This is a genomic window from bacterium Scap17 (genome assembly GCA_013376735.1).
GTDB lineage: Bacteria > Pseudomonadota > Gammaproteobacteria > Pseudomonadales > Halomonadaceae > Cobetia.
Genome location: VINJ01000001.1, coordinates 41,320 through 64,182, shown reverse-complemented (window position 1 = coordinate 64,182; position 22,863 = coordinate 41,320). Strand labels below are relative to the sequence as shown.

Sequence of the window (22,863 nt, the reverse complement as noted above, 5' to 3'; positions counted from 1 at the left end):
GTCGCGACATGACACCATGGCGCGGGAGCGATGGGACAAGTATGCAGCAGCGCCGTGCTGCTCACCACTGGCGAAACGCCCTTGCCGGCTCACGCTGTGTTGCCGGCAGATCAACAATTCCGCCCGGGCGCCAGATGATGGAAGATCAGCGCGGCAGGTCACCAAATCGCTGCTGCAGCAAGGTCAGTGCCACCACCGGTGCCGTCTCGGTGCGCAGGGTACGCGGCCCCAGGCCAAGCACCTCACAACCGGCGGCGGCCGCTTCTGCCACCTCCTCCTGCGTGAAGCCGCCTTCCGGTCCGATCAGCAGGCTGGCGCGGGCCACGCCGCCCTCGGCCTCGGCCACGTTCAGCGCCTCGGCACCGCCCGGCTGCAGAATCAGGCGCAGCGGCTCATCACGCTCGGCCAGCCACTGCGTCATCGCCACCGGGGCATGCACGACCGGCACGACACTTCTTCCGCACTGTTCGCAGGCGCTGGCCGCCACGCCCTGCCAGTGCGCCAGCTTCTTGTCGGCGCGCTCGCCCTTGAGCTTGACGTCGCCACGCGCGGTATAGAGTGGCGTGATGGCAGCTACGCCCATCTCACAGGCCTTCTGGATGGCGTAATCCATGCGATCGCCCTTGGAGATCGCCTGTCCCAGATGCACCGCCAGCGGTGCCTCGCGATCATTGGGCACCGCCTCGATCACCTGCACGCTGACGCCCTTGCGGGTCACCTCCTCCAGCACCACGCGCACCTCCTGCCCACGGCCATCGAACAGCTGCGCCTCACTGCCGACCTTGGCGCGCAGCACCAGCCCGAGGTGGCGTGCAGGCCCCTCGGGGAGCGCGAAGGACACCCCGGCGCTGACATTGAGATCAAGATCGGGGCAGTGCAGACGAATGGCCATGGACGGGGTCTCGCGGACTAAGAAGCAGTGAAAGTGGGCCGCGATGAGTCGATGCAGCATCGCAGGCAAGGCGGCGGCCATTGTCGCCCAGAAACGCAGCGACGGGCCACTGGGGCCCGTCGCTGGTCGTACCTGTCATGTGGCCAATCAAGGCCGGCTCACGGATCAGTGAGCGGTCGCCTCGGCGGCGCCCTGGGCTTCACGCTGCTTGCGCTGCGCGTACATGGCCTCGAAGTTGACCGGCGCCAGCATCAGCGGAGGGAAGCTACCGCGGTTGACCAGGTTGTCGATGGCTTCGCGGGCATACGGGAACAGCACGTTCGGGCAGAAGGCGCCCAGGGTGTGGTCCAGCTGCTCGGCAGACAGGCCAGCGATACGGAACAAACCAGCCTGCTCGACTTCCGCCAGGAAGGCAGTGGTCTTGTCTTCGCCGTTGGTGACCTGAGCGGTGACCTTGATGGCGACTTCAAACAGCTCTTCACCGACCTGCTGATGCTCGGTGTCCAGCTCCAGCGCGACCTTCGGCTGGAACGGCTGGGAGAAGACCGCCGGAGAATTCGGGGCTTCGAAGGACACGTCCTTCACGTAGATGCGCTGCAGGGCAAACTGGAGCTGTTCCTGAGCCTGTTCTGCACCTGCTGCAGCCTGTGCGTTCTGTTCTTCAGCCATGAGACATATCCTTGAGGGTTCGGAGATTTATTCCTGGTTGCGAGCCGGCTTCCAGCAGGCCCGCAAACTTGCCCAGCCAGCGGAGGCAATGACAGCTGGCAGACACTCGGCGAGCGAGCCTGCGACTCAGCGAGTCACGACCGGCAGGCTGTCGGCTTCCCACTGGCCCATGCCGCCCTTGAGCTTGACGGCCTGCTTGAAGCCATCCTTCTCGAGGCGAGCCACCAGCGGTCCCGCCGTCTGGCCGTGCTTGCAGACGATGATCACCGGGCGTTCCTTGTACTTGGCCAGCGGAGTGGTCTCGCTGGACAGCTGACTGCTGGGAACATTGACGGCACCGGCGATATGACCGGCCTTGAATTCCTTGCTGTCGCGGATGTCGATGAAGACACCCTCTTCGCGATTGACCAGTCGCGTGGCCTCGCTGACGCTGACACCGTGGTTGCCACGCATGGTTTCCATGACGATGAGGGCGACCAGCAGGGCAATGAAGGCGCCGACCAGCAAGGGATGATTCTGCGCGAACTGAAGCAGCTGTTCGATCATGAGACGGGCTAACTCCGCTGTGACGTGCATGCCGACGCGTACGCGGCAAAGGAAATAGACCGCTACCTGAGGTAACGGAGCCAGCATTATACATGACAGGCCCAAGCATGAATGCCGCTGCATGGCATCAAAAAGGCGTAGCCGGGCGATGCGCCGGCTGCTGTCAGCTCAGTCAGGCCGGAGCGATCCACCGATAGCGCGACCCAATCCCGGCGATACACTTGCGACACTTGCACTCGGCACCTTACCACCCCTCTAATAGAGGGCAGAACGAGCAGGTAGTTTTATCACTACATGTCATGTCGTCTCCGCCTCGCGGATGCGCCACAGCATGGCCACAGGACATGACAGCTGCATGATGTGTCACCCGCCGAGCATCATCCTGGTATCCCGGCCCCTGCTCACCCCAGATCATTCGTCATCACAGCGAGGAAGTCATGGCAGCTCAAGCACAAGGTCCGCGTCCCGTCGCCCTAATCATTCTGGACGGCTACGGTCACAGCGAAGAGGAGAAGGACAACGCCATCCTCGCTGCCGACACGCCGGTGATGGACCGCCTGCGTCGTGAATATCCCAGCGAACTGATTCACACCGATGGTGGCTTCGTCGGCCTGCCGGACGGCCAGATGGGCAACTCCGAAGTCGGCCACATGAACCTCGGTGCCGGACGCATCGTCTATCAGGACTTCACGCGCATCACCAAGGCGGTGCGTGAGAATGCCCTCAAGGACAATGACGTCCTGACCGCGCCCATCGATGCCGCCGTCAAGGCCGGGCGTGCCGTGCACCTGATCGGCCTGCTGTCACCGGGTGGCGTCCACTCCCACGAAGACCACACCCTGGCCATGGCCGACCTGGCCGCCGAGCGGGGCGCCACGCGCATCTATATCCACGCCATCACCGATGGCCGTGACACCGCGCCCAAGAGCGCCGAGGCCTCCATCGTGCGTGCCGATGAACACCTCGCGGGTCTGGGCCTGGAAGACGGCCGTGTCGCCACGCTGGTCGGTCGCTACTTCGCACTGGACCGCGACAACCGCTGGGACCGCGTCGAGCAGGCCTACCGCCTGATCGCCAACGGCGAAGCCGAGCATGAAGCCGCCACCGGGGTCGCCGGTCTGGCTGCCGCCTACGAGCGCGACGAGACCGATGAATTCGTGACCGCCACCCGTATCGGCGATTCCGTCGCCATGCAGGAAGGCGATGCGGCCATCTTCATGAACTTCCGCGCCGACCGTGCCCGCGAGCTGACCCGCGCCTTCGTCGAGCCGGACTTCGCAGGCTTCGAGCGCACGCCGCCCAAGCTGGCCCACGACGGCCTGGTGATGATGACCCAGTACGCCGCCGACATCCCGGCGCCGGCAGCCTTCCCGCCGACCGAGCTGCACAATACCCTGGGGGAGGTCGTGTCCGACCGTGGCCTGACCCAGCTGCGCATCGCCGAGACCGAGAAGTATGCGCACGTCACCTTCTTCTTCTCCGGTGGCCGCGAAGAGGAATATCCCGGCGAGACGCGCATCCTCGTGCCGTCCCCGCAGGACGTGAAGACCTACGACGAGAAGCCGGAAATGAGCGCCGGCGAAGTCACTGACAAGCTGGTGGAAGCCATCGAGTCCGGCAGCTACGACCTCATCGTCTGCAACTACGCCAACGGCGACATGGTCGGCCACACCGGCAAGTTCGACGCTGCCGTCCAGGCCGTCGAGTTCCTCGACAAGTGCGTGGCGCGCGTGGTCGAGGCGCTGGAGAAGGTCGGGGGCGAATGCCTGATCACCGCCGACCACGGCAACGCCGAGCAGATGGTGCACCCGGAAACCGGCAACCCGCAGACCGCGCACACCACTTTCGAGGTGCCGCTGATCTACGTGACGCAGCGCGATGCCAAGCTGGCCGCCGACGGGCGTCTGTGCGATCTCGCCCCGACCCTGCTGACCATGATGGGTCAGTCGGTGCCGGAAGAGATGGATGGCAAGGTGCTGGTCGATTATGCCGAGGCCTGATAGCAGGCTGCATGGCGCGCCCTTCGGTGCGTCATGCCTCTCGCCCTGCCCGAGCAAATCGCTCGGGCAGGGCGACCGCCCCCGAATCTCAAAGCGCCGGAGCCGAGTCTCCGGCGTTGTGCTGTCTGCCTGGCTGCTGAGTCTCGCCCCGCTGGCACTCGCCCCCGTAACGTCCGCCACTGCGCTGGCCGCTGACGACACCGCCACCCTGACCCAGAAGAAGCAGGCCTCCGAGGCGGACCTCAAGCGCCTCAAGCGCGAGATCCAGGCGATGCAGGGCGAGCTCAAGGCCACGGCAGCGCGGCGCAGTGACACCCGCAACGGGCTGGAGAAGATCGAGCGCCAGCTCAACGCCACGCGCCAGCAGACCGGCAAGCTCGAGGATGAGCGCGATGACATCCAGCAGCAGCTGGTGGCGCTGACGCGCAAGCGTGAAGCCCTCAGTCAGCAGCAGACGGCCCAGAAGGCGGCGGTCGCCGAAGAGATGGCCGCCCTCTATCGCCTCGGTCGTCAGCCTGAGCTGAAATTGCTGCTCAACCAGGATGACCCCGCACGCCTTGAGCGCCTGCAGGTCTATCTGAACCACCTGAGCGAATCACGGAGTGCGGCGCTGGAGCGCCTGGCCGAGCTGAACCAGTCACTGGCCGACACCCGCGCGCAGCTGCTGGCCCGCCAGACGCGCCTGGATGACGTACAGGCAGGACTCAAGCGGCAGGCCAGTCAGCTGATCGCGCAACAGAATGAACGCGCCGCCCTGCTGCGCAAGCTGGATGCGCGCTATGCCAGCCATGAGGCGAAGATCGCCGAACTGGACCAGGACCGCGCGCATGCCAATCAGCTGATCCAAACCCTTGAGAAGCGCCTCAAGTCGATCAAGAGCGCACCGCCGCCCAAGACCCGCATCACGCGTGCAATGGGCAAGATGGACTGGCCGGCGCCAGGCAAGGTGATCTCCGCCTATGGGCGTGGCGAGGGCGTCAACCGTGATGGCGTGCTGATTCGCGCGACGCAGGGCACCGCCGTCACGGCGCCGCACGCCGGTCGCGTGGTCTTCGCGGACTGGATGCGCGGCTATGGCAACCTGCTGATACTCGATCATGGCGACAACGTGCTGACGCTCTACGCCCACCTGGCAAGCTTCAGCGTGGGCCCGGGTGATAGCCTGTCACGTGGCCAGCAACTGGGCAGCGTCGGCAGCAGCGGCGGGCGCGATGGCCCGGCGCTCTATTTCGAAGTGCGCCGCAGCGGTCAGCCGACAGACCCGAGTCGCTGGCTCGCGCGCCGCTGAAGTGCCTGGCAGCGGCACCTCGCGCATCGCCTGATTGTCAGTCAGCGCTGAACGCCACCGCTAGCCAGCGGGCTAGTCGCCAGGCACTCGCGCGGGATATGCTCGCAGTAGCCTGTGACTGCGAGCATGCTGGGCGGTGTTCCCCATGCCATGCCTCGACATCCGGCCCCGGCGCTCAGCGCATTTCGGTACCAGTCGAGTCCGTACCTGTCGTGTCAGTATCCGTCGAGAAGGAAATCGCATGTCTGCAATGTCGCCGTTCCGTCCTGCCCCGCGCCGCCTGCGTCAGCTGGCGGTCAGCGTGCCGCTGAGCCTTGCCCTGCTGGGTGGCGGACTGCCGGCCAGTGCAGAAGATGTCACTCCCTACGACAGCGCTCAGGATGCCCGTCAGGGCACGGACCTGCCGCTGGATGAGCTGCGCACCTTCGCCGAGGTCTTCGAGCGCATCAAGCGCACCTACGTCGATCAGGTCGATGACCGCACGCTGCTCAAGAATGCCATGCGCGGCATGCTCGAAGGGCTGGACCCGCACTCCGCCTATCTGGATCAGGAAGACTGGCAGGACCTGCGCGAGAATACCGACGGCGAGTTTGGCGGCATCGGTATCGAGGTCGGCACCGGCGACGATGGCCAGCTGACCGTCATCGCCCCCATCGATGACACCCCGGCGGCGCGCGCGGGCCTGCAGCCGCGAGACGTCATCCTCAAGATCGACAATGCGCCGCTGGATGGCCTGTCGATGTCGGAGTCGGTCAAGTTGATGCGCGGTGAGGCAGGCTCTCGCATTCGGCTGCTGATTCTGTCCGAGGGCGCCGACATGCCGCGCGAAGTGGTGCTGGAACGCGCCATCATCAAGAGCAGCAGCGTCAGTCAGCGCCTGTTGGATCCGGGCTATGGCTATCTGCGCATCAGCCAGTTCCAGAGCGCGACCGGTGACGAGGCCCACACGGCGCTGGCCAGACTGCAGGAAGACAACGATGGTGAGCCGCTCAAGGGGCTGGTGCTGGATCTGCGCAACAACCCCGGTGGGCTACTCTCCGCGGCGGTCGAGATCAGTGACCTGTTCCTGTCCAGCGGCCGCATCGTCTATACCGAAGGCCGCCTGCCCGACAGCGAACTGTCCTTCTCGGCCAAGCCCGATACCCCAGCGGGCGACACCCCGCTGGTGGTACTGATCAATGGCGGCACGGCCTCGGCCGCGGAAATCGTGTCCGGCGCACTGCAGGACCAACACCGCGCCATCATCATGGGCACCGACAGCTTCGGCAAGGGCTCGGTCCAGACGGTGATGCCGCTGGGCAATGGCGATGGGCTCAAGCTGACCACTGCGCTCTACTTCACGCCCAGCGGTCGCTCGATCCAGGCAGAGGGCATCCGCCCGGATGTCGAGGTCGTGCGCGGCCGTCTCGAGCGCGACACGCGCCGTGACTTCAGCGTGCGTGAGGCTGACCTCGAGGGGCGCCTCGACAATGCCAACGCCGCCAGCGAGTCCTCCGGCAGCAAGGCACCCGACAGCCCGGTAGTGGCAGAAAGTGACTATCAGCTGGGTGAGGCGCTCAATCTGCTCAAGGGCATGAACGTGCTGGGACGCAGCGCGGCGCTCAAGGCCACCGTGTCCACAAGCGACGAGTAAGCATCACGCCATGATCGGCAGATCATCAGGCCACAACGACAAGGCCCCGCCAGATGGCGGGGCCTTGTCGTTGCAGGGGGCATGACATGCGCACTTGTATAGAGGCATATAGCGGCATGTGTGGCAGCGATCGGCCATCCTGTGACCACCTGTTCCCAAGCGATGATAGTAGGCGCTCACATACCCGATGGCGCAGGAATTAAAACACCTTCACTCTTGTTACGGCTTGCAGCTGGCGGGCAACTCACCCCGCTGCCCCATCGCCTGACGCATCAGGATGCGCTTCAGCTCGCCCTGGCCGTCGACGAAACCAAGCCCGAAGTTGCGCAGCAGCCGCACGCCCGGCTGACGGCTGCCGAACAACAGCCGGAAGCCATCCATCATCTTGAGCATCATGGCATTGTCGCTGCGACGCCGGCGGCGATAGCGCGCCAGCCAGCGCTCGTCGCCAAGCGCCACCCCGCGGCGATGTCCTGTCAGCAGCTCATCTGCCAGCACCGCCACATCCATCAGTCCCAGATTGACGCCCTGCCCCGCCAGCGGGTGAATGGCATGCGCAGCATCCCCCACCAGCGCCAGCCCCGGCAGCACATAGTCTTCGGCGTGGCGCTGATGCAGCGGGAAACTGAAGCGCTCGCTCGCCCATTCGATGGCGCCCAGCTGACCTTCAAAGGCGTCTTCCAGCTCACGACAGAATGCCGCCGGTGACAGTGCCAGCAGCCGCTCGGCCTCTTCGGGTGTGGTCGACCACACGATGGAGCAATGCCGCTCTGCGGCCGAGGCTCCCTCAGCCGGCTGAGCCAGGGCGTCATTGACGGCCAGCGGCAGGAAGGCCAGCGGCCCGGTCGGCAGGAAGCGCTGACGCGCTACGGCCTGATGCGCGAGTTCGGTGCGCACCGTGGCCACCAGCGCGACCTGGCCGGTGTCGTGTTCCCGCGTGGCGATCCCGGCCAGCTCACGCAGCCGTGAGCGCGCACCATCCGCCGCGACCACCAGCGCCGCAGTGACTGTCCGGCCGTCGGTCAGCGTCAGGCTGGTCGCTTCCGCCGCATCGAGTTGGTAAGCATTCACTACCGACGTAACCCCAGAGCGTGGCAGTGACATGCCTGCCACACGCGCCCCGAAGCAGCGCGTGATCGCCGGGCAGGTATCGATGGCCTGCTCCAGCGCAGCGAGCGTGACCCGGTTCTCGACGATGTGCCCCAGCACCGGCACGCCACTGTCCTCGGCGCTGAACTGGATCTCGCCATTGCCCTCCGCGTCCCACACCTGCATGCCGGTATAGGGCATCAGGCGACTGGCGGCGATCGTCGGCCACACACCCAGGCCGCTCAACAGCTGCTGAGAGACCGGCGTCAATGCGCTCACCCGTGGCTCGGGGACGCTATCTGGCTGCCAGCGGGTCGCGGACTCACGCCCCTCGACCAGCATGACTCGCAGTCCCGCCTGCCCCAGCAGCAGCGCCAGGGTGGCACCGACGATACCGGCACCGACGATGGCGACATCGGCGTCATGTGCGCTACCTGCTGATCGACCGTCCTTCATGCCTGCTCCCTGTCTCGAAGTTCTGTCTCGAAGTTCTGTCTCGAAGTTCTTTCTCGTGCCCTGATTTCGAAGCCCTGTCACGTGACTCGACACCAAGGCGCTGTCAGTGAGGTTCTGTCAGTGACGCCCTGTCTGCGAGGCTCTGTCCTCGAGCCAAGTCAACGAGCGCTTACCAACCTCAGCGCTCAATGCCCATCGAGCGTCTGGCCAACAGCCGCTTGAGCGGCGAGACCAGATTGAGTCCGATCAGGCCCGCTGCCCGTGCATGCCCCAACCAGCGATTCTCGACCCCGAACAGGCGGATCAGACCATCGCTGAACAGCACCACATTGTCGCGATCCGCGCCGCGCCGCTCCTCGAAGTCACTCAGCACGCTGGTAGCCCCCGGCGACTCGCCACGCGTCAGGCCCGCCTCGATGGCCGCGACGAGATCCGTCACGCCGCGCAGCGCCAGATTGAAGCCCTGCCCTGCCACCGGGTGCAGGGCGTGGGCAGCATTACCGAGCACGGCAAGTCCGGGCCGCGTCCCTTCACTCGCCCGCACCAACGACAGCGGATAGGCGTGACGCCGGCCGACGCGCCGAAAACGCCCGGCCCGCTCCCCGAAGGCCCATTGCAGCGCCTGCAGGAAGTCGCTGTCGGGCAGCGCCATCAGGCTTTCCGTGTCAGCGGGGGAGCGCGTCCAGACCAGCTCCATGCGCTTGCCGGCCAGCGGCAGCAGGGCCATCGGGCCTTCACTGGTAAAGCGCTCGTAGGCGACCCCCAGGTGAGGCTGGCTCATCTCCACCGTGGCGATCAAGGCATGCTGCTCATAGTCCTGCGCCGCACTGTGGATGCCGAGGCGCTCCTTGAGCCCGGAACGACCGCCATCCGCCAGCACGGTCAGCTCAGCCTCGATCAGACGACCATCCTCGAGCGTGAGGCGATGGCCTTGTGCCGTGACAGCGATTTCTGCCACGCGCGCCGGGCAATACCAGGCCAGCGGCAGCTCGGCCAGCTGGCGATGCAGCACCTGCCCCATCCAGGCATTGGGAATCACGTGGCCGAGCGCGGCTACCTCGAGTTCGGAGGCTCGCATGCGTGTCGCGCCCAGGTGGCCGCGCTCACTGACATGGATGGTGCGAATCGGCGTGGCGTGCTCGCACATCGCCTCCCAGACCCCGAAGGCGGTGAACCGCTGGCGTGAGCCCGCCGCGATGGCGCTGGCACGTGCATCGAAACTGGGCTGGAAGCGCCGGGCGTCTGCCGTCGCCGCGGGCAGCTCATTGGCCTCGATCACGGCGACACGCAACGCTGCGGCCTCACGGCCCTTCTCGTCGGCCACACGCGTCATCAGCGGCGCCAGCGCACAGGCCAGGCTGGCGCCCACCAGACCGCCGCCGATGATCACGATGTCGAAGTGTTCGGCATCACGCCCGCTCATGGCTTCAGGCTCGCTCATGGCGTCAGGCCTCCGCGCGCATCAGCGCCTCGATGGCCTCGACGGACTTGGGCACGCCATGACTCAACACCTCGTGGCCCGCGGCAGTCACCGCGACGTCGTCCTCGATGCGAATGCCGATGCCGCGATATTCGGCAGGAATGTCGGCGTCCTGCGGAATGTAGAGACCCGGTTCGATGGTCAGCACCATGCCCGGCACCAGCGGACGCGGCTCACCCGCTTCGCGATAGCTGCCAACATCGTGCACATCCAGCCCCAGCCAATGCGAGGTGGAGTGCAGATAGAAGCGACGGTAGGCATCGCTCTCGATCAATTCCTCGACCTCGCCCTGCAACAGGCCCAGCTCGACCAGCCCCGTGGTCAGGTCATGCACCACCTGTTGGTGAATGCCCACCAACGTTGCACCCGTCACCACGGCGGCCACCGCGCGCTCCTGCGCCTTGAGCACGATCTCGTACAGACGGCGCTGCGGCTCACTGAAGCGGCCATTGACCGGGAAGGTACGCGTGATGTCGCCGGCATACAGGGCGTACTCGGCGCCGGCATCGATCAGCACCAGCTGACCATTCTCCAGCGGCGCGCGATTCTCGATGTAGTGCAGCACACAGGCATTCACACCCGCCCCGACGATGCTGGTGTAGGCCGGGGCCGGCGCGCCCTGCCACTGGAATTCATGCTCGATCTCGGCCTGCAGATGATACTCGTGCAGGCCGGGACGGCTGATCTGCATCGCACGCACATGCGCGCGCGCGGAAATCTCGGCGGCGTGGCGCATCAGTGCCAGTTCACGCTCATCCTTGATCAAGCGCTGCTCATGCAGCAGCGGCGCGAGATCCTCGAAGGCGGCCGGCGGTCGTGCTCCGCGACGCACCGCGGCGGCCAGCTCATCGCGCAGCGCTTGAGCCAGCGCCAGAGCTTCATCATTCTCGAACAGTACATAGAGACGCTCGCGGCCATCCAGCAGGCCGGCCATCACCTCATCACGTGCCTCATTGGTGAAGGCCTGATCGAAGCCTGCCGTGGCGACGGCACCCTCGGCACCGATGCGGATGCCGGTCCAGGCTTCGGCCAGCGGATCCTTCTCCTGACAGAACAGCACGCTCTCGCCTTCGGCGCGCCCGGGCAGCAACAGCAAGGCGGCCTCGGGTTCCGGCCAGCCGGTCAGATAGTGGAAGTCGCTGTTCTGACGGAAGCTGTATTCACTGTCGCGGTTGCGCTGGGCCAGGCCCGACGAGACCACCAGTGCGGCAGCCCCCTGCGGCAGCTGCGCGATCAGGCGCTGGCGGCGTGCACGAAAATCCTCTGCCGTCAGGGCAGCAGGTGCGGGCAGGATGGCTGGGGCAGTCATGGCAATCTCCGTCGAGAACCCGCCGGGCATGGCGCGTTCGAGTGACAAACAGGCGTGATGCTGTAGATGGGGTCACCCGCCCTCTTGTACCAGCCTGCGCCAGACGCGGCGCAAGCGGTGGGTGACCATCGATTCAGTGGGTATCGGTACGTGAGCTGACGCCGAGGCTGCCCTCGAGACCGCCTTCCGGCAGCTGGTCATCGCTGGGCTTCTCGACGTCCGGGTTGCCCGGGTGCTGCTCGGTGTAAAGCAGCAAGGCCGCCATGCGCACATGGTCAGCCAGCGCGAACAGGTCGGCCTCGTCCTCGGTGTTGTCGTCGTCGAGGTCTTCGGCGTTGGCGAGGCCGCTCGAGATGGCTTCGACATCGCTCAGCGCATCCTTGAGCGCCTGACTCCAGCCACTGCGGACATCGTCATCGGCACCGGCCAGTTCTTCCTGGAAGCCCAGCGTCCATTCGCGCAGGCTCTGACCGCGTTCGGCCAGCGAGAACATGTCATCCGGCAGCAGCGGCTCGAAGCTCATCTCGCTGGCGGCCAGACGCTCCTGATTGCGCGTGCGCCAGGTAAGGAAGACTTCACCTGCTTCACGCGTGGCCGGTTGCTCGACCCCCAGCGAGGCGCAGACGCGCGCCAGCCAATCCTCGGCACTGATGTCATCCAGCGCCAGTGCGGCCACCAGCTGACCGTCGAGAAAGGAGGGATTGTTGAGGCTGCCGTGAGCCAGGAAGTGGTCAGCGACGAGCGAGAAGTCGAAGGTATCGTTGATGATCGCCATGATGCGGCCCCATTGAGTCAGTGAGAAGTGGTTCTGTAGCGGGAGAATGGCATCTGAAGGATGTGCTGCAACACAAGGCAGCCGCGCCGCGCGGCGCGTTGACCCTCCAGAAGCGGCTCTCTATAGTGGCTCGAGAATGCCCCATCTTACCGCACTGGCCCTCCTTCTGGCTTGCCGTCCTGACTGCGACGGTGACGCACTGACAGCAGGACGTCGGCATCAATCTGGATGACGCCGGACAAGGCCCGAGAGGATCTACATGAGCGATTCCGCCACCCCACGCAATACCACCGAGATCAGCCTGCTCGGCCGCAGCTATACCGTCAGCTGTCAGCCCGGCGAGGAAGATGGCCTGACCCGTGCGGCGGCTTATCTGGATCTCGCCATGCAAGGCATCCAGCAGCGCGGCAACACCATCAGCGCCGACAAGGTCGCCCTGATGGCCGCGCTCAATATCTCGCATGAGCTGATCAACAGCCGTGACAGCGAGCGCGCCCTGCAGCGCGACTTCGAGACTCGCCTCACCGCGCTGGACCGTCAACTGGATGCCGCGCTCAGTCAGCTGCCAGCCGACTATGCCGATCAGGCGAAGGCGCGCGCCGCTGAGCGTAAAAACGCTTCAGAATCAAACAACTGATACATTCAGGCAACAGATTGTTCCCGACAGGATTAGCCCTTGGGCAGGCAGGCGGGGTTTGGTAGACTGAATGAGTTCTCTGGGGTGTACGACAGTTGCCGATGTCCCTCGAGCTTATAAGCTATTCCCAGGGAGTCCACTGCGCAGTGCTGTGTGCATGTCCGTGCGTCGGAACGCCTGATGCGCTGCGCGGGACTACCCACCTTGAACCGCTGGGTTCAAGGGCCCCCGGTAACACCGGCACCTTGGAGAACCCTGTCTGACGGAGATTGTCAGGCATGCACAAGCCCCCCGCGGTCTATGCCGCACCCGCGAGCCCACGCTCGCCACTCCCTTCTGCAGCACTCGATACCACGCTCTGGGCGCTGCCCAGCGAGCTTGATCACCCTCAGGCCGACCGTCGTGCGCTTCGCCGTCTGCTGCGCCAACGCCGCCGTCAGCTACCCCCTGCCATTCGCCTGCAAGCCGAAGATGCGCTCCTGCGTCAGCTGAAACGGCTGCCGGAACTGTTGCGCGCCCGCCACATCGCCCTGTATCTGCCCTACGATGGCGAGATCGATGCCACGCGTCTGTGCGATTGGCTACAGCGACGAGGGGCGAAGGTCTATCTGCCGGTACTGCGTCCGTTCGCGGCCAATTCGCTATGGTTCGTGCGCTACGACGATCAGACACCCCTGGTCAGCAACCGCTTCGGCATCGCCGAACCGGACACCCGTCATGGGGCTTCCAGGGCGCGGCGCCTGCCTGCCTGGGCGCTGGATGTTGTCTTGATGCCGTTGGTCGGCTTCGATGGGCGTGGGGCTCGCATCGGTATGGGCGGAGGCTTTTACGACCGCAGCTTCGCCTTTACCCGCCGCCCCGGTCCACGGCCGCTGCTGATCGGTCTCGCCCACCACTGTCAGAAGGTCCCCGCCCTGCCGGTACAGCCCTGGGATGTCCCGCTGGACGCCATCGTCAGTGATCGCGAAGTCGTGCGCCCTGCCCGTGCCGAATGAGGCGCTGGGCTTTATGACGAGATCGATGGCACGACCGCGAGATGTCGAAGGTGAAGGCAGGCAGAAAGAGGCTATCTGTGAGGAGGCGAAGCAGCAGCACAGCGAAGCCAGACGAGGCGTCAAGCTGAGGAGGAGCCGGGAGCAGAAAAGTTGGAAAGCTGGGAGCAGAAACGCTGGAAAGCCTGGCAGGAGGGTCATGGCATGGGTGCGTGGCGCCAGAGAGACTGACGCCAGCAGCACCGCTACCGCCGGTGAGGGCAGTAGCGCAGGATTCAGGAACCCATTACGGTCTGGGCGTAGCCGGTTGCCACTACACCAATCCCGAAGATGAATACCAGGGCCATGACCAGATCGGGCTTACGTTTCATGAGAGCGGGCTTCTTCTTATATCGTCAGTGGCTTTCGCGTGACGGTTGTCGATGACTGTCTTCCTGACAGTGGCCAGATGATAGGCATCTGACTTCTGTATGACAATCACCATGCAATCGTTTGAATGGACGCTTTTCCACGCAGCTTTTGATGTCTGGTCACCCCTGCCGACCAGAGCTTCAGTCAGAAACACCGTTCTTTTTCGCGCTTGGCATGAAATGTGGAATTTCCTGCGGCTTGCCCGCCGGATACGCATGAAAAAGCCCCGACCTTCCATGCGAAGGCCGGGGCTTTTCTTTCCACGAATGTGACCAATGAAGCATGATGAGTTGCGCCTCAGCTCACCACCTTCAACGCCAATGACTCATATAGCCATCATCGCCCCATCGCTTGCCTCGCTCAGGACAGAAACAGACGATAGGCGGGATTGTCGCTCTCTTTCCAGAAGCGATAGCCGATCTCATTGAAATATTCCTCGACCCGCGCGCGGTCGCCATTGGGGATCTGCATGCCGATCAACACCCGCCCATGCGACGCGCCGTGGTTACGGTAGTGGAACAGCGAGATGTTCCAGTCCGCCGGCAGGTGGGTGAGGAAATTCATCAGGGCGCCGGGACGCTCCGGAAACTCGAAACGATAGACCTCTTCCTCGAGATCGCTGGTCGTGCGCCCACCGACCAGATGACGCGTGTGCAGCTTGGCCAGTTCGTTGTCGGTCAGGTCTTCCACCGCATAGCCCGCCTCACGCAGCTTCTCGACCACAGCGGCGCGGTCTTCACCGCCCGGCTTGACCTGCACGCCGACGAAGACATGCGCTTCCTCCGGGTTGGCATAGCGATAGTTGAACTCGGTGACCATGCGCTTGCCGATCACCTTGCAGAACTGCTTGTAGGCCCCCGGGCGCTCCGGCAGCGTCACGGCCAGAATCGCCTCACGCTGCTCGCCCAGCTCGGTGCGCTCGGCAATGTGCTGCAGGCGATCGAAGTTGGTGTTGGCGCCGGAGTTGATGCACACCAGCGTCTCCCCTTCCGCGCCTGACTGCTGAACATATTTCTTGAGGCCCGCCAGTGACAGTGCACCACTGGTTTCGGAGACGGCGCGCGTATCCTCGAAGATGTCCTTGACTGCCGCACACATCTCGTCGGTATTGACGGTGATGACCTCATCGACGGTGTGCTGGATGAGCTCGAACGGTGCCGCGCCGATCTGTGCGACCGCCACGCCCTCGGCGAACACCCCGACCTGATCCAGCACCACACGCTCGCCGGCTTCCATCGCGGCCTTGAGGCAGGCGGCATCTTCCGCCTCGACTCCGATTACCCGGATCTCGGGGCGCAGATACTTCACGTAGGCCGCGACACCGGCGATCAGGCCACCGCCGCCGACCGGCACGAAGATCGCATCGATCCTGCCGGGGTGCTGGCGCAGGATTTCCATGCCGACGGTGCCCTGGCCGGCAATCACATCCGGATCGTCATAGGGCGGAATGAAGGTATAGCCGTGCTCATCCATCAGGGTACGCGCGTGGGCCAGCGCCTCGGGGAAGGCATCGCCCTTGAGGATCACCCGCGCGCCGCGCTCGCGCACGGCCTGCACCTTGATCTCCGGCGTAATGCGCGGCATCACGATCACTGCCTTGACGCCCATCAGTTTGGCCGCCATCGCCAGACCCTGCGCATGATTGCCGGCCGAGGCCGCAATCACGCCACACGCCTTCTGTTCATCCGTCAGCTGGGCCATCTTGTTGTAGGCGCCGCGAATCTTGAAGGAATAGACAGGCTGCAGGTCTTCACGCTTGATGAAGATGTGATTGCCGAAACGACGCGACAACAAGGGTGCCGGCGAGAGCGGAGTTTCATGGGCGGCTTCGTAGACACGAGCCGACAGGATTTTCTTGATGTAATGTTCGAGCATTATAGGAATGTCCTGATGTGTCACAGCGCGGGCCGCATGAGCGCGACCGAACCCCCATTGTTATCAGACCGCTGGCGAGAGCGTCCAGCGCCATCGCCGGGTTTGCCGTTATAATGTGGCGTTTTCCGGCGTTGCGCTTCACGTCAAACCGTTTTCCAGTGCCTGTCGGCGGTAAACTGCTGGCCACGCAAGGAAGACCGCGCCAATGCCCACTTTCACCACCGCCCCACCGACCCGAGGTATCACATGACCCAGGATGAGCTGAAGCAGGCCGTGGCCCGCGCCGCCCTTGACGAAATTCGCCCACTGCTGAGCCGCGACACCATCATCGGCGTCGGCACCGGCTCGACGGCCAATCTGTTCATCGACGCGCTGGCGGAAGTGCGCCAAGACTTCGCCGGCGCCGTCGCCAGCTCCGAAGCCACTGCCGAGCGCCTCAAGGGCCATGGCATCGACGTCTTCGAACTCAACCATGTCGGCACCGTGCCGGTCTACGTGGATGGTGCCGACGAGATCGACCCGCGCCTGGCGATGATCAAGGGCGGCGGCGCCGCGCTGACCCGCGAGAAGATCGTCGCGGCCTGCGCCGAGCGCTTCGTGTGCATCGCCGATGGCTCCAAGCAGGTGGATATTCTCGGCGGCTTCCCGCTGCCGGTGGAGGTCATCCCGATGGCGCGCTCCTATGTCGCGCGTGAGCTGGTCAAGCTGGGCGCCGACCCGGTCTACCGCGATGGCGTGCTGACTGACAACGGCAACCGCATCCTCGATTGCTACAACTTCCTGATCGAGGACCCGATCGCCATGGAAGCGCGCATCAATGCCATCGTCGGTGTCGTCACCAACGGTCTGTTCGCGGCACGCGGTGCCGATGTGCTGCTGGTGGGACGCGAAAGTGGCGTCGAACGCATCACTGCCTGAGGAGCTGGCATGACGATGAATCTGTGCCCACGACTGCGCCTGGCGACCGCACTGCTGCTGGCAGCCAGCGCAAGCCCGCTGGCACTGGCCGATAGCCTGCCGATCAGCCAGCCAGTCACCGTGACGCTCGACAGTGGCGTCAAGATCCTGCTCAAGCCGGACCACAGCTGGGAATATCAGCTGGATGAGGTGCAGGCCGCGTCCGCCCCGACCACACAACCGCCCAGGGAAGCTGGCGCTGGCAGCGCGCTGGTGCCGACCTCGACGGCCGTGCCGGTGACGGCGGCGGTCGCTCCGGCTGGCGACTCGGCCTCACCATCAGCCGGAGCGGCCGCCGCCAGCGCCAGCAACGCAGCACCTGACAGCGCGTCACGCCTCAACCGCAGCGCGCTGGCCAATCCGCGCCTGTTGAGTGAAGGCCACCGCGATGGTCTGGTCGCGCGTCTGTCCTCGGTGAGCGAAGAGGATGACGAGGCGCTTCTGCAGTTCAGCCTCGACAACACGGCCGGCCAGAGTGTCATCGGCGTGCAGGCCAGACTGCGCCTGTATGCCGATGATGGCCATCTGCTCGCGACGCGTGAGGTGCCACTGTGGGTCGGTGAATATCGTCTGCCCCAGACCTACCTGCGCCCCGGCCAGACACGCGATAGCCGCGAGGTACGCGTCTCGCTGCCGGAGGGTGAGTGGTCACGTCAGCTGGTGCGCGTGGAAGTCACCGAGGTGGAGTTCCGCTGATCTCCAGATGCCGGTTTTCAGGCGCCAGACGCTACAGTAGCCAGACGAAAAACGGGAAGCCCTGAGGGCTTCCCGTTTCTGTTTTAGCGCCGGTCGCCCAGCGAGAGCGATGCGGTGATCAGAACTTGTAGTTGATGCTGAAGTAGTTGCCGAAGCCGGTGGTGTCTTGGCGAACGCCGGTGGCAGTGGAGCCATCGGTGAAGAACGCCATGTTGTTGTAGTACTTCAGACCATAGCCGATCGCATAGCGCTGGGTGTGGTAGTAGATACCGTTGAACCACTCCATGCTGTTGACGCTGCGGCCCGCCTGGCTGCCCACCTCATCGGCATCGAACTTGTAGTCCAGATAGCCCTGATAGGCGACGAAGCTGCCATCATCGAAGTTGACGAACGGCTTGAACCAGTTGGTGGAGGCCATGTAGCCGTCCCACTTGCTCTCATCTTCACCGCCGTAGTTCTCACGCACGTAACGCGCGTAGAGGTTGAAGCCCATCTTGCCGAACCACGGCACCTGCACATCGCTGCCCAGGCCAACGTAGTGCTCCCACAGACCGCCGAATGCGCCATTGTCACCGATGTTGGTGACAGTGGCGATGTAGAGCTCATCCACCGGGCCGAACGACAGGTCGTAACCGGTCATGGCGTCCAGCGAGAAGCGCGGCGCCAGCTTGGCGAAGAAGTTGTCGCCGTCGTTCAGGTCATCCGAGCTGTCGTCCAGCAGATCGAAGAAGTCGACATACCCGTAGAGATCGACGATGCCCGAGCGGCCGCCGAACTCCATCTCCAGGTAGGTATCTTCGCTGTTGCGGAACGGCAGGCGGTTGTCTTCACTGCGCATCAGGTTGAAGGTCAGCCACTTGTAATCATTGGCGTGGATATCGCCATTGAAGTCAGTCGCCTGCGCCGGAGCGGCAGCGGTCAGCAGCGTGGTGGCAGCCAGAGTGCTGGCCGCGAGGGTCTTGAGCATGGTCATCGCGTAACGATCCTGTCCTGAATGATGAGACTGTTCGAATTCTTGTGGTCTTGCCCGCTGAGCGGGTCTTGTCGCCATGAAGTCCGAAGAAGGCGCGGGAGTGAAACTCGCTGGGGCCCAGTCCGGAAAGGCGGCGATGTTAGCACTTCCTCGCAAAAACGACAGAGCGACATTTCGGGGATGATCAACGTGCCATCGACGACAATGTGAACCTTTTCACACTCTCGTCAGGCACCTTGTCACCCCCGGCTTTCCCGAGCTGACATCCCGATGTTTTTTAGCTTGCCGCCCGACGCATGCCGGCAGGATAGCTCCCGTCGACTGACCGGGCGGAGAGCGAGGAATGCATCAGGCCGCCAGCGCCAGGAAGAAACCGGCAATCGCCGCCGACATCAGATTGGACAGCGTGCCGGCGAGTACCGCCTTGAGCCCCAGGCTTGCGATCTCATGACGGCGTGTCGGTGCAAGGCTGCCCAGCCCCCCCAGCAGAATGGCAATCGACGACAGATTGGCGAAGCCGCACAGCGCGAACGACAGCACTGCCATGGTGTAGGGCGTCATTACCGCACCGGTGGCCGCGACGATGCTGTCACCGCTGAGGTAGGGCGCCAGATTGATGTAGGCGACGAACTCGTTCACCACCAGCTTCTGGCCGATGAAGGAACCCGCCAGGGTCGCCTCGCTCCACGGCACGCCCAGCAGGAAGGCCAGCGGCGCGAACAACCAGCCGAGAATCATGTCGAGACTCAGCGTGTCCATGCCGAACCAGCCGCCCACGCCGCCGAGAATGCCGTTGATCAGGCCGATCAGCGCGATGAAGGCCAGCAGCATCGCCCCGACATTGGCCGCCAGCTTGAGGCCGGAGGATGCGCCGGAGGCCGCGGCGTCCAGCACATTGGAAGGCGCATCATCATCCTTGAGCGAGGCATCCGCGACGGCGATCGAGTCGTCCGGCTTCTCCGTCTCCGGGAACAGCAGCTTGGCGAATAACAGCCCGCCGGGCGCGGCCATGAACGATGCCGCCACCAGGTACTCCATCGGAATGCCCAGCGCCGCATAGCCGCCCAGCACCGAACCGGCGACGGAGGCCAGGCCACCGCACATCACCGCGAACAGCTCGGAGCGCGTCATGCTGGCCAGATACGGCTTGACCACCAGCGGCGCCTCGGTCTGACCGACGAAGATGTTGGCCGTGGCCGAGAGCGACTCGGTACGCGACGTGCCCAGCACACGCTGCAGGCCGCCACCCAGCAGGCGAATCACCCACTGCATGATGCCGAGGTAGTAGAGCACCGCGATCAGCGACGAGAAGAAGATGATGATCGGCAGCACCTTGACCGCGAAGATGAAACCGACGCCACTTCCCGGATTGGCCAGGCTTCCAAAAAGGAAGTTGATGCCCTGATCGGCATAGTTGACCACCTGACTGACGGCACCGGAGACACCGGCCAGCACTCCCTGGCCGAAGGAGGTGTAGAGCACGAAGGCGCCGATGGCCAGCTGGATGGCAAAGGCACCACCCACGGTGCGCAGGCGAATGGCGCGTCGATTCGACGACAGCGCCACGGCAATGAGGATGAGCGAAGCCATCCCGACGAGACTCATGAGGGGATTCATTGGGAAGATCCTGAGGGTTCTTGTGGTTGTTATGGGTGCTGCGTGCAAGGCTGCGACGCCCCGTTCTCAACGTCGTGCAGTGTTATCCTGCATTCTCACCATGTTCAAAAAGTCACAACCTGACCAAATAGTCAATACGTCCGTTTTACCTCACGCCCACTTGTCTTCCAGTGCCAGACTGGCAATGTCAGGGGCATTTTTGAGGTTCTCCCTGTGTGTCAGTGGTTTATCATCTGCTTCTGACGTGGGACGTGGCGCTTCAGCCCAGTTTTTCGCCAACGCTCCCTCATCGGAACCGGCACCAAAGGACAAAGCCGCATGAACAATCACAGCGCCGCCCGACTCGACCGCCTGCAGGCCATTCTGCGCGAAGGCAGCCCTCTGCAACTCAGCGACGCCGCACGGCTATGCGCCGTCTCGGAGATGACCATTCGTCGCGACGTGGCGCACAGCAACGGACTGCTGGAAATTCTGGGTGGCCGCCTGTTGCTGGTCGATTCCTCCGCCGGCAGCGTCTATCGCCTGGATCGCGAGATCGACGCCAGCGCCCCGATCAAGCAAGCGCTGTGCCAGCAACTGGCCAGTCATATCGAGGATGGCGATACCCTGTACGTGGATTGCGGCACCACGCTGGTCCATCTGGCGGCCGCCATCGACCGCCAGCAGACGCTGACTCTGGTGACCTGCGCCCTGAATGTGGCCAATGCGGTCGGCCATCTGCCCGGGGTGCGGCTGGTGATGCTGGGGGGGCTGTTTCACCCAGCCACCCAGTCATTCACCGCCACCGACATGCCGGAGGCCATCCGCCGTCTCGGCATCAACAAGGCCTTTCTCTCGGCGGGCGGAGTACATGCCGAGCGAGGCGTCAGCTGCTTCCATTTCCATGAGGTCGCGGCCAAGCAGGCCGCTCTGGAAAGCGCGATGCAGCGCTTCCTGATCGTCGATGCGCGCAAGTTCGAGATGGTGCGCCCCGCCTTCATCGCCCCACTGAGTGACTTTGATGTGGTGATCAGCAATGCCAGCCCCGCCGCACGTGATTGTCTGGGCGCGCTGGAGGCAGAAATGGGCGTGACGGCCGAGCTTGTCGACTGCTGAGCAGCTGATTGTCTTGCAGGAAAGAGCCAGGCCACTCGCAGCGCCAGACCACTGCCAAACACCTGGATACATAGAATAACCGCCGCACGATTGTGCGGCGCCTTCTGTCTGACCAGACAGTCAATGCACACTTTGCGTGCGCGGGGACGTCACAGCGGCAGGTGGTGCTCGAGCATCGCCAAGGTGCCGCTCAGCGCGCCACGATTGCGCGCCACGACCTGACTGGCCGCCTGGCCTGCCTTCTGCTGCGCGGCCTGATCCGAGAACAGCGCATTCACCGCTGCGGCCAATGCCGCGTCATCCGTGACGACCTGGAGCGCGCCTTCCGCGGCCATCACCTCGGCAATCTCGCTGAAGTTGTCCAGCGATGGGCCACTCAGCAGTGGCAGCCCCAACGCAGCGGGCTCGAGCAGGTTGTGCCCGCCGATGGGTACCAGACTGCCGCCGATGAAGGCGATATCACTGGCCGCATACAGCGTCAGCAATTCCCCGAGACTGTCACCGACCAGTACCGATACGGCATCAGCCACATCGGTGCCGCTCTCTGACATGACACTGCGCCGCAAGCTGCTCTCGCCGCGCGTCTGACACCACTGCGCCGCCTGAACGGCCACTGCCTCGAAGCGTTGCGGATGGCGCGGCACCAACAGCAGCAAGGCCTGAGGGTGCTGGTCACGCACCGCAGCATGCGCCGCGAGTATCTGGCCGTCCTCGCCGTCATGCGTCGAGGCGGCGATCCATACCGGCCGCTGCGTGAATGACTGGCGCAGCGCCTGGCCGTCGGCAACGACCTGTTCAGCAATCTCCAGTTCGAACTTGAGCGAGCCGACGGCCGTGCCGCGCGCTGGCGGCAGGCCAAGCGCCATGAAACGCTCCAGATCCTGCTGCGACTTGGCCGACAGGCCACTGACATGGGCGAGGCTATCGCGCATCAGGGCGCCGATCCTGCGATAGCGCTGGAAGGCGCGCGGTGACAGGCGGCCATTGATGACGCATAGCGGAATGTCATCCCGCGCGCAGGCGGCCATCAGGTTGGGCCACAGTTCGGTTTCCACCATGATCGCCAGCGCCGGACGCAGCCAGCGCACGAAGCGCCGCGCGCTCAACGGGAAATCCAGCGGCAGGTAATGGTGTCGGGCCGGGGCAAGCTCCGACGAGCCCTGCGGGGTGTGCAGCAGACGTGCGGCCTGCGCAGCGCCGGTGGCCGTCATGGTCGTCAGCACCAGCGGGCGCCGTGGGTAGCGCTGACGCAGCGCCTCGACAAGACTCGCCACCATCACCACCTCGCCCAGCGAGGCGGCGTGCAGCCAGATGGGGCGCTCACTGTCGGGCGTGGTATTCGGTGTGGGCGGGATGATGCCCAGCCGCTCCAGGCGCGGATGCTCGGCATCGTGCTCGCGCCAGACCCGCTGCCAGATGAGGGGCGACAGCAGGGTCAGCGCGGTGCTGTATAGGCCACGGACAAGGCTCACG

19 protein-coding genes and 1 other RNA gene are annotated in these 22,863 nt (G+C 64.4%); 9 read left to right on the top strand and 11 right to left on the bottom strand.

Features of this window, described 5'->3' with window-relative positions; translation table 11 throughout:
* Positions 1-145 precede the first annotated feature (145 nt).
* From FLM52_00270 to FLM52_00260, 3 genes are all read right to left on the bottom strand, one after another.
* Entirely contained in the window at positions 146-892 is a 747-nt protein-coding gene (locus tag FLM52_00270; protein NVN54256.1) for a 16S rRNA (uracil(1498)-N(3))-methyltransferase, read from the bottom strand.
* A gap of 165 nt (positions 893-1,057) precedes the next feature.
* Complete coding sequence (gene secB, locus FLM52_00265; GenBank protein ID NVN54255.1) at positions 1,058-1,561, bottom strand: protein-export chaperone SecB; 504 nt, start codon at positions 1,559-1,561, stop codon at positions 1,058-1,060.
* Between the two features lie 126 nt (positions 1,562-1,687).
* Positions 1,688-2,107, bottom strand: coding sequence for a rhodanese-like domain-containing protein (locus FLM52_00260; GenBank protein NVN54254.1), 420 nt, complete (start codon positions 2,105-2,107; stop codon positions 1,688-1,690).
* Positions 2,108-2,544: 437 nt separating this feature from the next.
* On the opposite strand from FLM52_00260, the gene FLM52_00255 reads away from it, so the two are divergent.
* The 3 genes from FLM52_00255 to FLM52_00245 all read left to right on the top strand — a co-directional run bounded on the left by FLM52_00255 (position 2,545) and on the right by FLM52_00245 (position 7,028).
* Entirely contained in the window at positions 2,545-4,107 is a 1,563-nt protein-coding gene (locus tag FLM52_00255; GenBank protein ID NVN54253.1) for a 2,3-bisphosphoglycerate-independent phosphoglycerate mutase, read from the top strand.
* Positions 4,073-5,395, top strand: coding sequence for a peptidoglycan DD-metalloendopeptidase family protein (locus FLM52_00250; protein NVN54252.1), 1,323 nt, complete (start codon positions 4,073-4,075; stop codon positions 5,393-5,395). The genes FLM52_00255 and FLM52_00250 overlap by 35 nt, the downstream gene beginning before the upstream one ends.
* Positions 5,396-5,645: 250 nt before the next feature.
* Positions 5,646-7,028 carry a S41 family peptidase gene (locus FLM52_00245; protein ID NVN54251.1) on the top strand — a complete coding sequence of 461 codons (1,383 nt, stop codon included), beginning with the start codon at positions 5,646-5,648 and terminating at the stop codon, positions 7,026-7,028.
* Positions 7,029-7,247: 219 nt separating this feature from the next.
* On the opposite strand, the gene FLM52_00240 is transcribed toward FLM52_00245, so the two are convergent.
* From FLM52_00240 to FLM52_00225, 4 genes are all read right to left on the bottom strand, one after another.
* Positions 7,248-8,573 carry a 2-octaprenyl-3-methyl-6-methoxy-1,4-benzoquinol hydroxylase gene (locus FLM52_00240; GenBank protein NVN54250.1) on the bottom strand — a complete coding sequence of 442 codons (1,326 nt, stop codon included), beginning with the start codon at positions 8,571-8,573 and terminating at the stop codon, positions 7,248-7,250.
* Positions 8,574-8,751: 178 nt separating this feature from the next.
* A complete protein-coding gene (ubiH, locus tag FLM52_00235) occupies positions 8,752-10,014 on the bottom strand; it encodes a 2-octaprenyl-6-methoxyphenyl hydroxylase (GenBank protein NVN54249.1) in 1,263 nt (420 codons plus the stop codon).
* Between the two features lie 4 nt (positions 10,015-10,018).
* A complete protein-coding gene (pepP, locus tag FLM52_00230; protein ID NVN54248.1) occupies positions 10,019-11,362 on the bottom strand; it encodes a Xaa-Pro aminopeptidase in 1,344 nt (447 codons plus the stop codon).
* Positions 11,363-11,495: 133 nt separating this feature from the next.
* Positions 11,496-12,137, bottom strand: coding sequence for a UPF0149 family protein (locus FLM52_00225; GenBank protein ID NVN54247.1), 642 nt, complete (start codon positions 12,135-12,137; stop codon positions 11,496-11,498).
* A gap of 259 nt (positions 12,138-12,396) precedes the next feature.
* Here FLM52_00225 and FLM52_00220 point away from each other — a divergent pair, with 259 nt between their 5' ends.
* From FLM52_00220 to FLM52_00210, 3 genes are all read left to right on the top strand, one after another.
* On the top strand, positions 12,397-12,774 hold the full coding sequence (locus tag FLM52_00220; GenBank protein NVN54246.1) for a cell division protein ZapA: 378 nt from the start codon (positions 12,397-12,399) through the stop codon (positions 12,772-12,774).
* Positions 12,775-12,847: 73 nt separating this feature from the next.
* Positions 12,848-13,030, top strand: a non-coding RNA gene (gene ssrS / locus FLM52_00215) — 6S RNA.
* A 22-nt stretch (positions 13,031-13,052) separates the two neighbouring features.
* Complete coding sequence (locus FLM52_00210) at positions 13,053-13,769, top strand: 5-formyltetrahydrofolate cyclo-ligase (GenBank protein NVN54245.1); 717 nt, start codon at positions 13,053-13,055, stop codon at positions 13,767-13,769.
* Between the two features lie 768 nt (positions 13,770-14,537).
* On the opposite strand, the gene ilvA is transcribed toward FLM52_00210, so the two are convergent.
* Positions 14,538-16,076, bottom strand: a complete 1,539-nt coding sequence (gene ilvA / locus FLM52_00205; GenBank protein NVN54244.1) for a threonine ammonia-lyase, biosynthetic — start codon at positions 16,074-16,076, stop codon at positions 14,538-14,540.
* 222 nt (positions 16,077-16,298) lie between these two features.
* Between ilvA and rpiA the strand changes: the two genes are divergently transcribed.
* Both rpiA and FLM52_00195 read left to right on the top strand, forming a co-directional pair.
* Positions 16,299-16,970 carry a ribose-5-phosphate isomerase RpiA gene (gene rpiA / locus FLM52_00200; GenBank protein ID NVN54243.1) on the top strand — a complete coding sequence of 224 codons (672 nt, stop codon included), beginning with the start codon at positions 16,299-16,301 and terminating at the stop codon, positions 16,968-16,970.
* A gap of 9 nt (positions 16,971-16,979) precedes the next feature.
* A complete protein-coding gene (locus FLM52_00195; GenBank protein NVN54242.1) occupies positions 16,980-17,705 on the top strand; it encodes a DUF3157 family protein in 726 nt (241 codons plus the stop codon).
* Between the two features lie 118 nt (positions 17,706-17,823).
* Here the strand turns inward: FLM52_00195 and FLM52_00190 are convergent, their stop codons facing one another.
* Positions 17,824-18,678 (bottom strand): hypothetical protein, encoded by an 855-nt coding sequence (locus tag FLM52_00190; GenBank protein NVN54241.1) that lies wholly within the window; start codon positions 18,676-18,678, stop codon positions 17,824-17,826.
* Positions 18,679-19,026: 348 nt separating this feature from the next.
* Positions 19,027-20,295, bottom strand: a complete 1,269-nt coding sequence (locus FLM52_00185) for a NupC/NupG family nucleoside CNT transporter (protein ID NVN54240.1) — start codon at positions 20,293-20,295, stop codon at positions 19,027-19,029.
* A 318-nt stretch (positions 20,296-20,613) separates the two neighbouring features.
* Between FLM52_00185 and FLM52_00180 the strand changes: the two genes are divergently transcribed.
* Positions 20,614-21,390 (top strand): DeoR/GlpR transcriptional regulator, encoded by a 777-nt coding sequence (locus FLM52_00180; protein ID NVN54239.1) that lies wholly within the window; start codon positions 20,614-20,616, stop codon positions 21,388-21,390.
* Positions 21,391-21,539: 149 nt separating this feature from the next.
* Here FLM52_00180 and FLM52_00175 read toward each other — a convergent pair whose 3' ends face one another.
* On the bottom strand, positions 21,540-22,862 hold the full coding sequence (locus FLM52_00175; GenBank protein ID NVN54238.1) for a 3-deoxy-D-manno-octulosonic acid transferase: 1,323 nt from the start codon (positions 22,860-22,862) through the stop codon (positions 21,540-21,542).
* Between the last annotated feature and the right edge of the window lies 1 nt (position 22,863).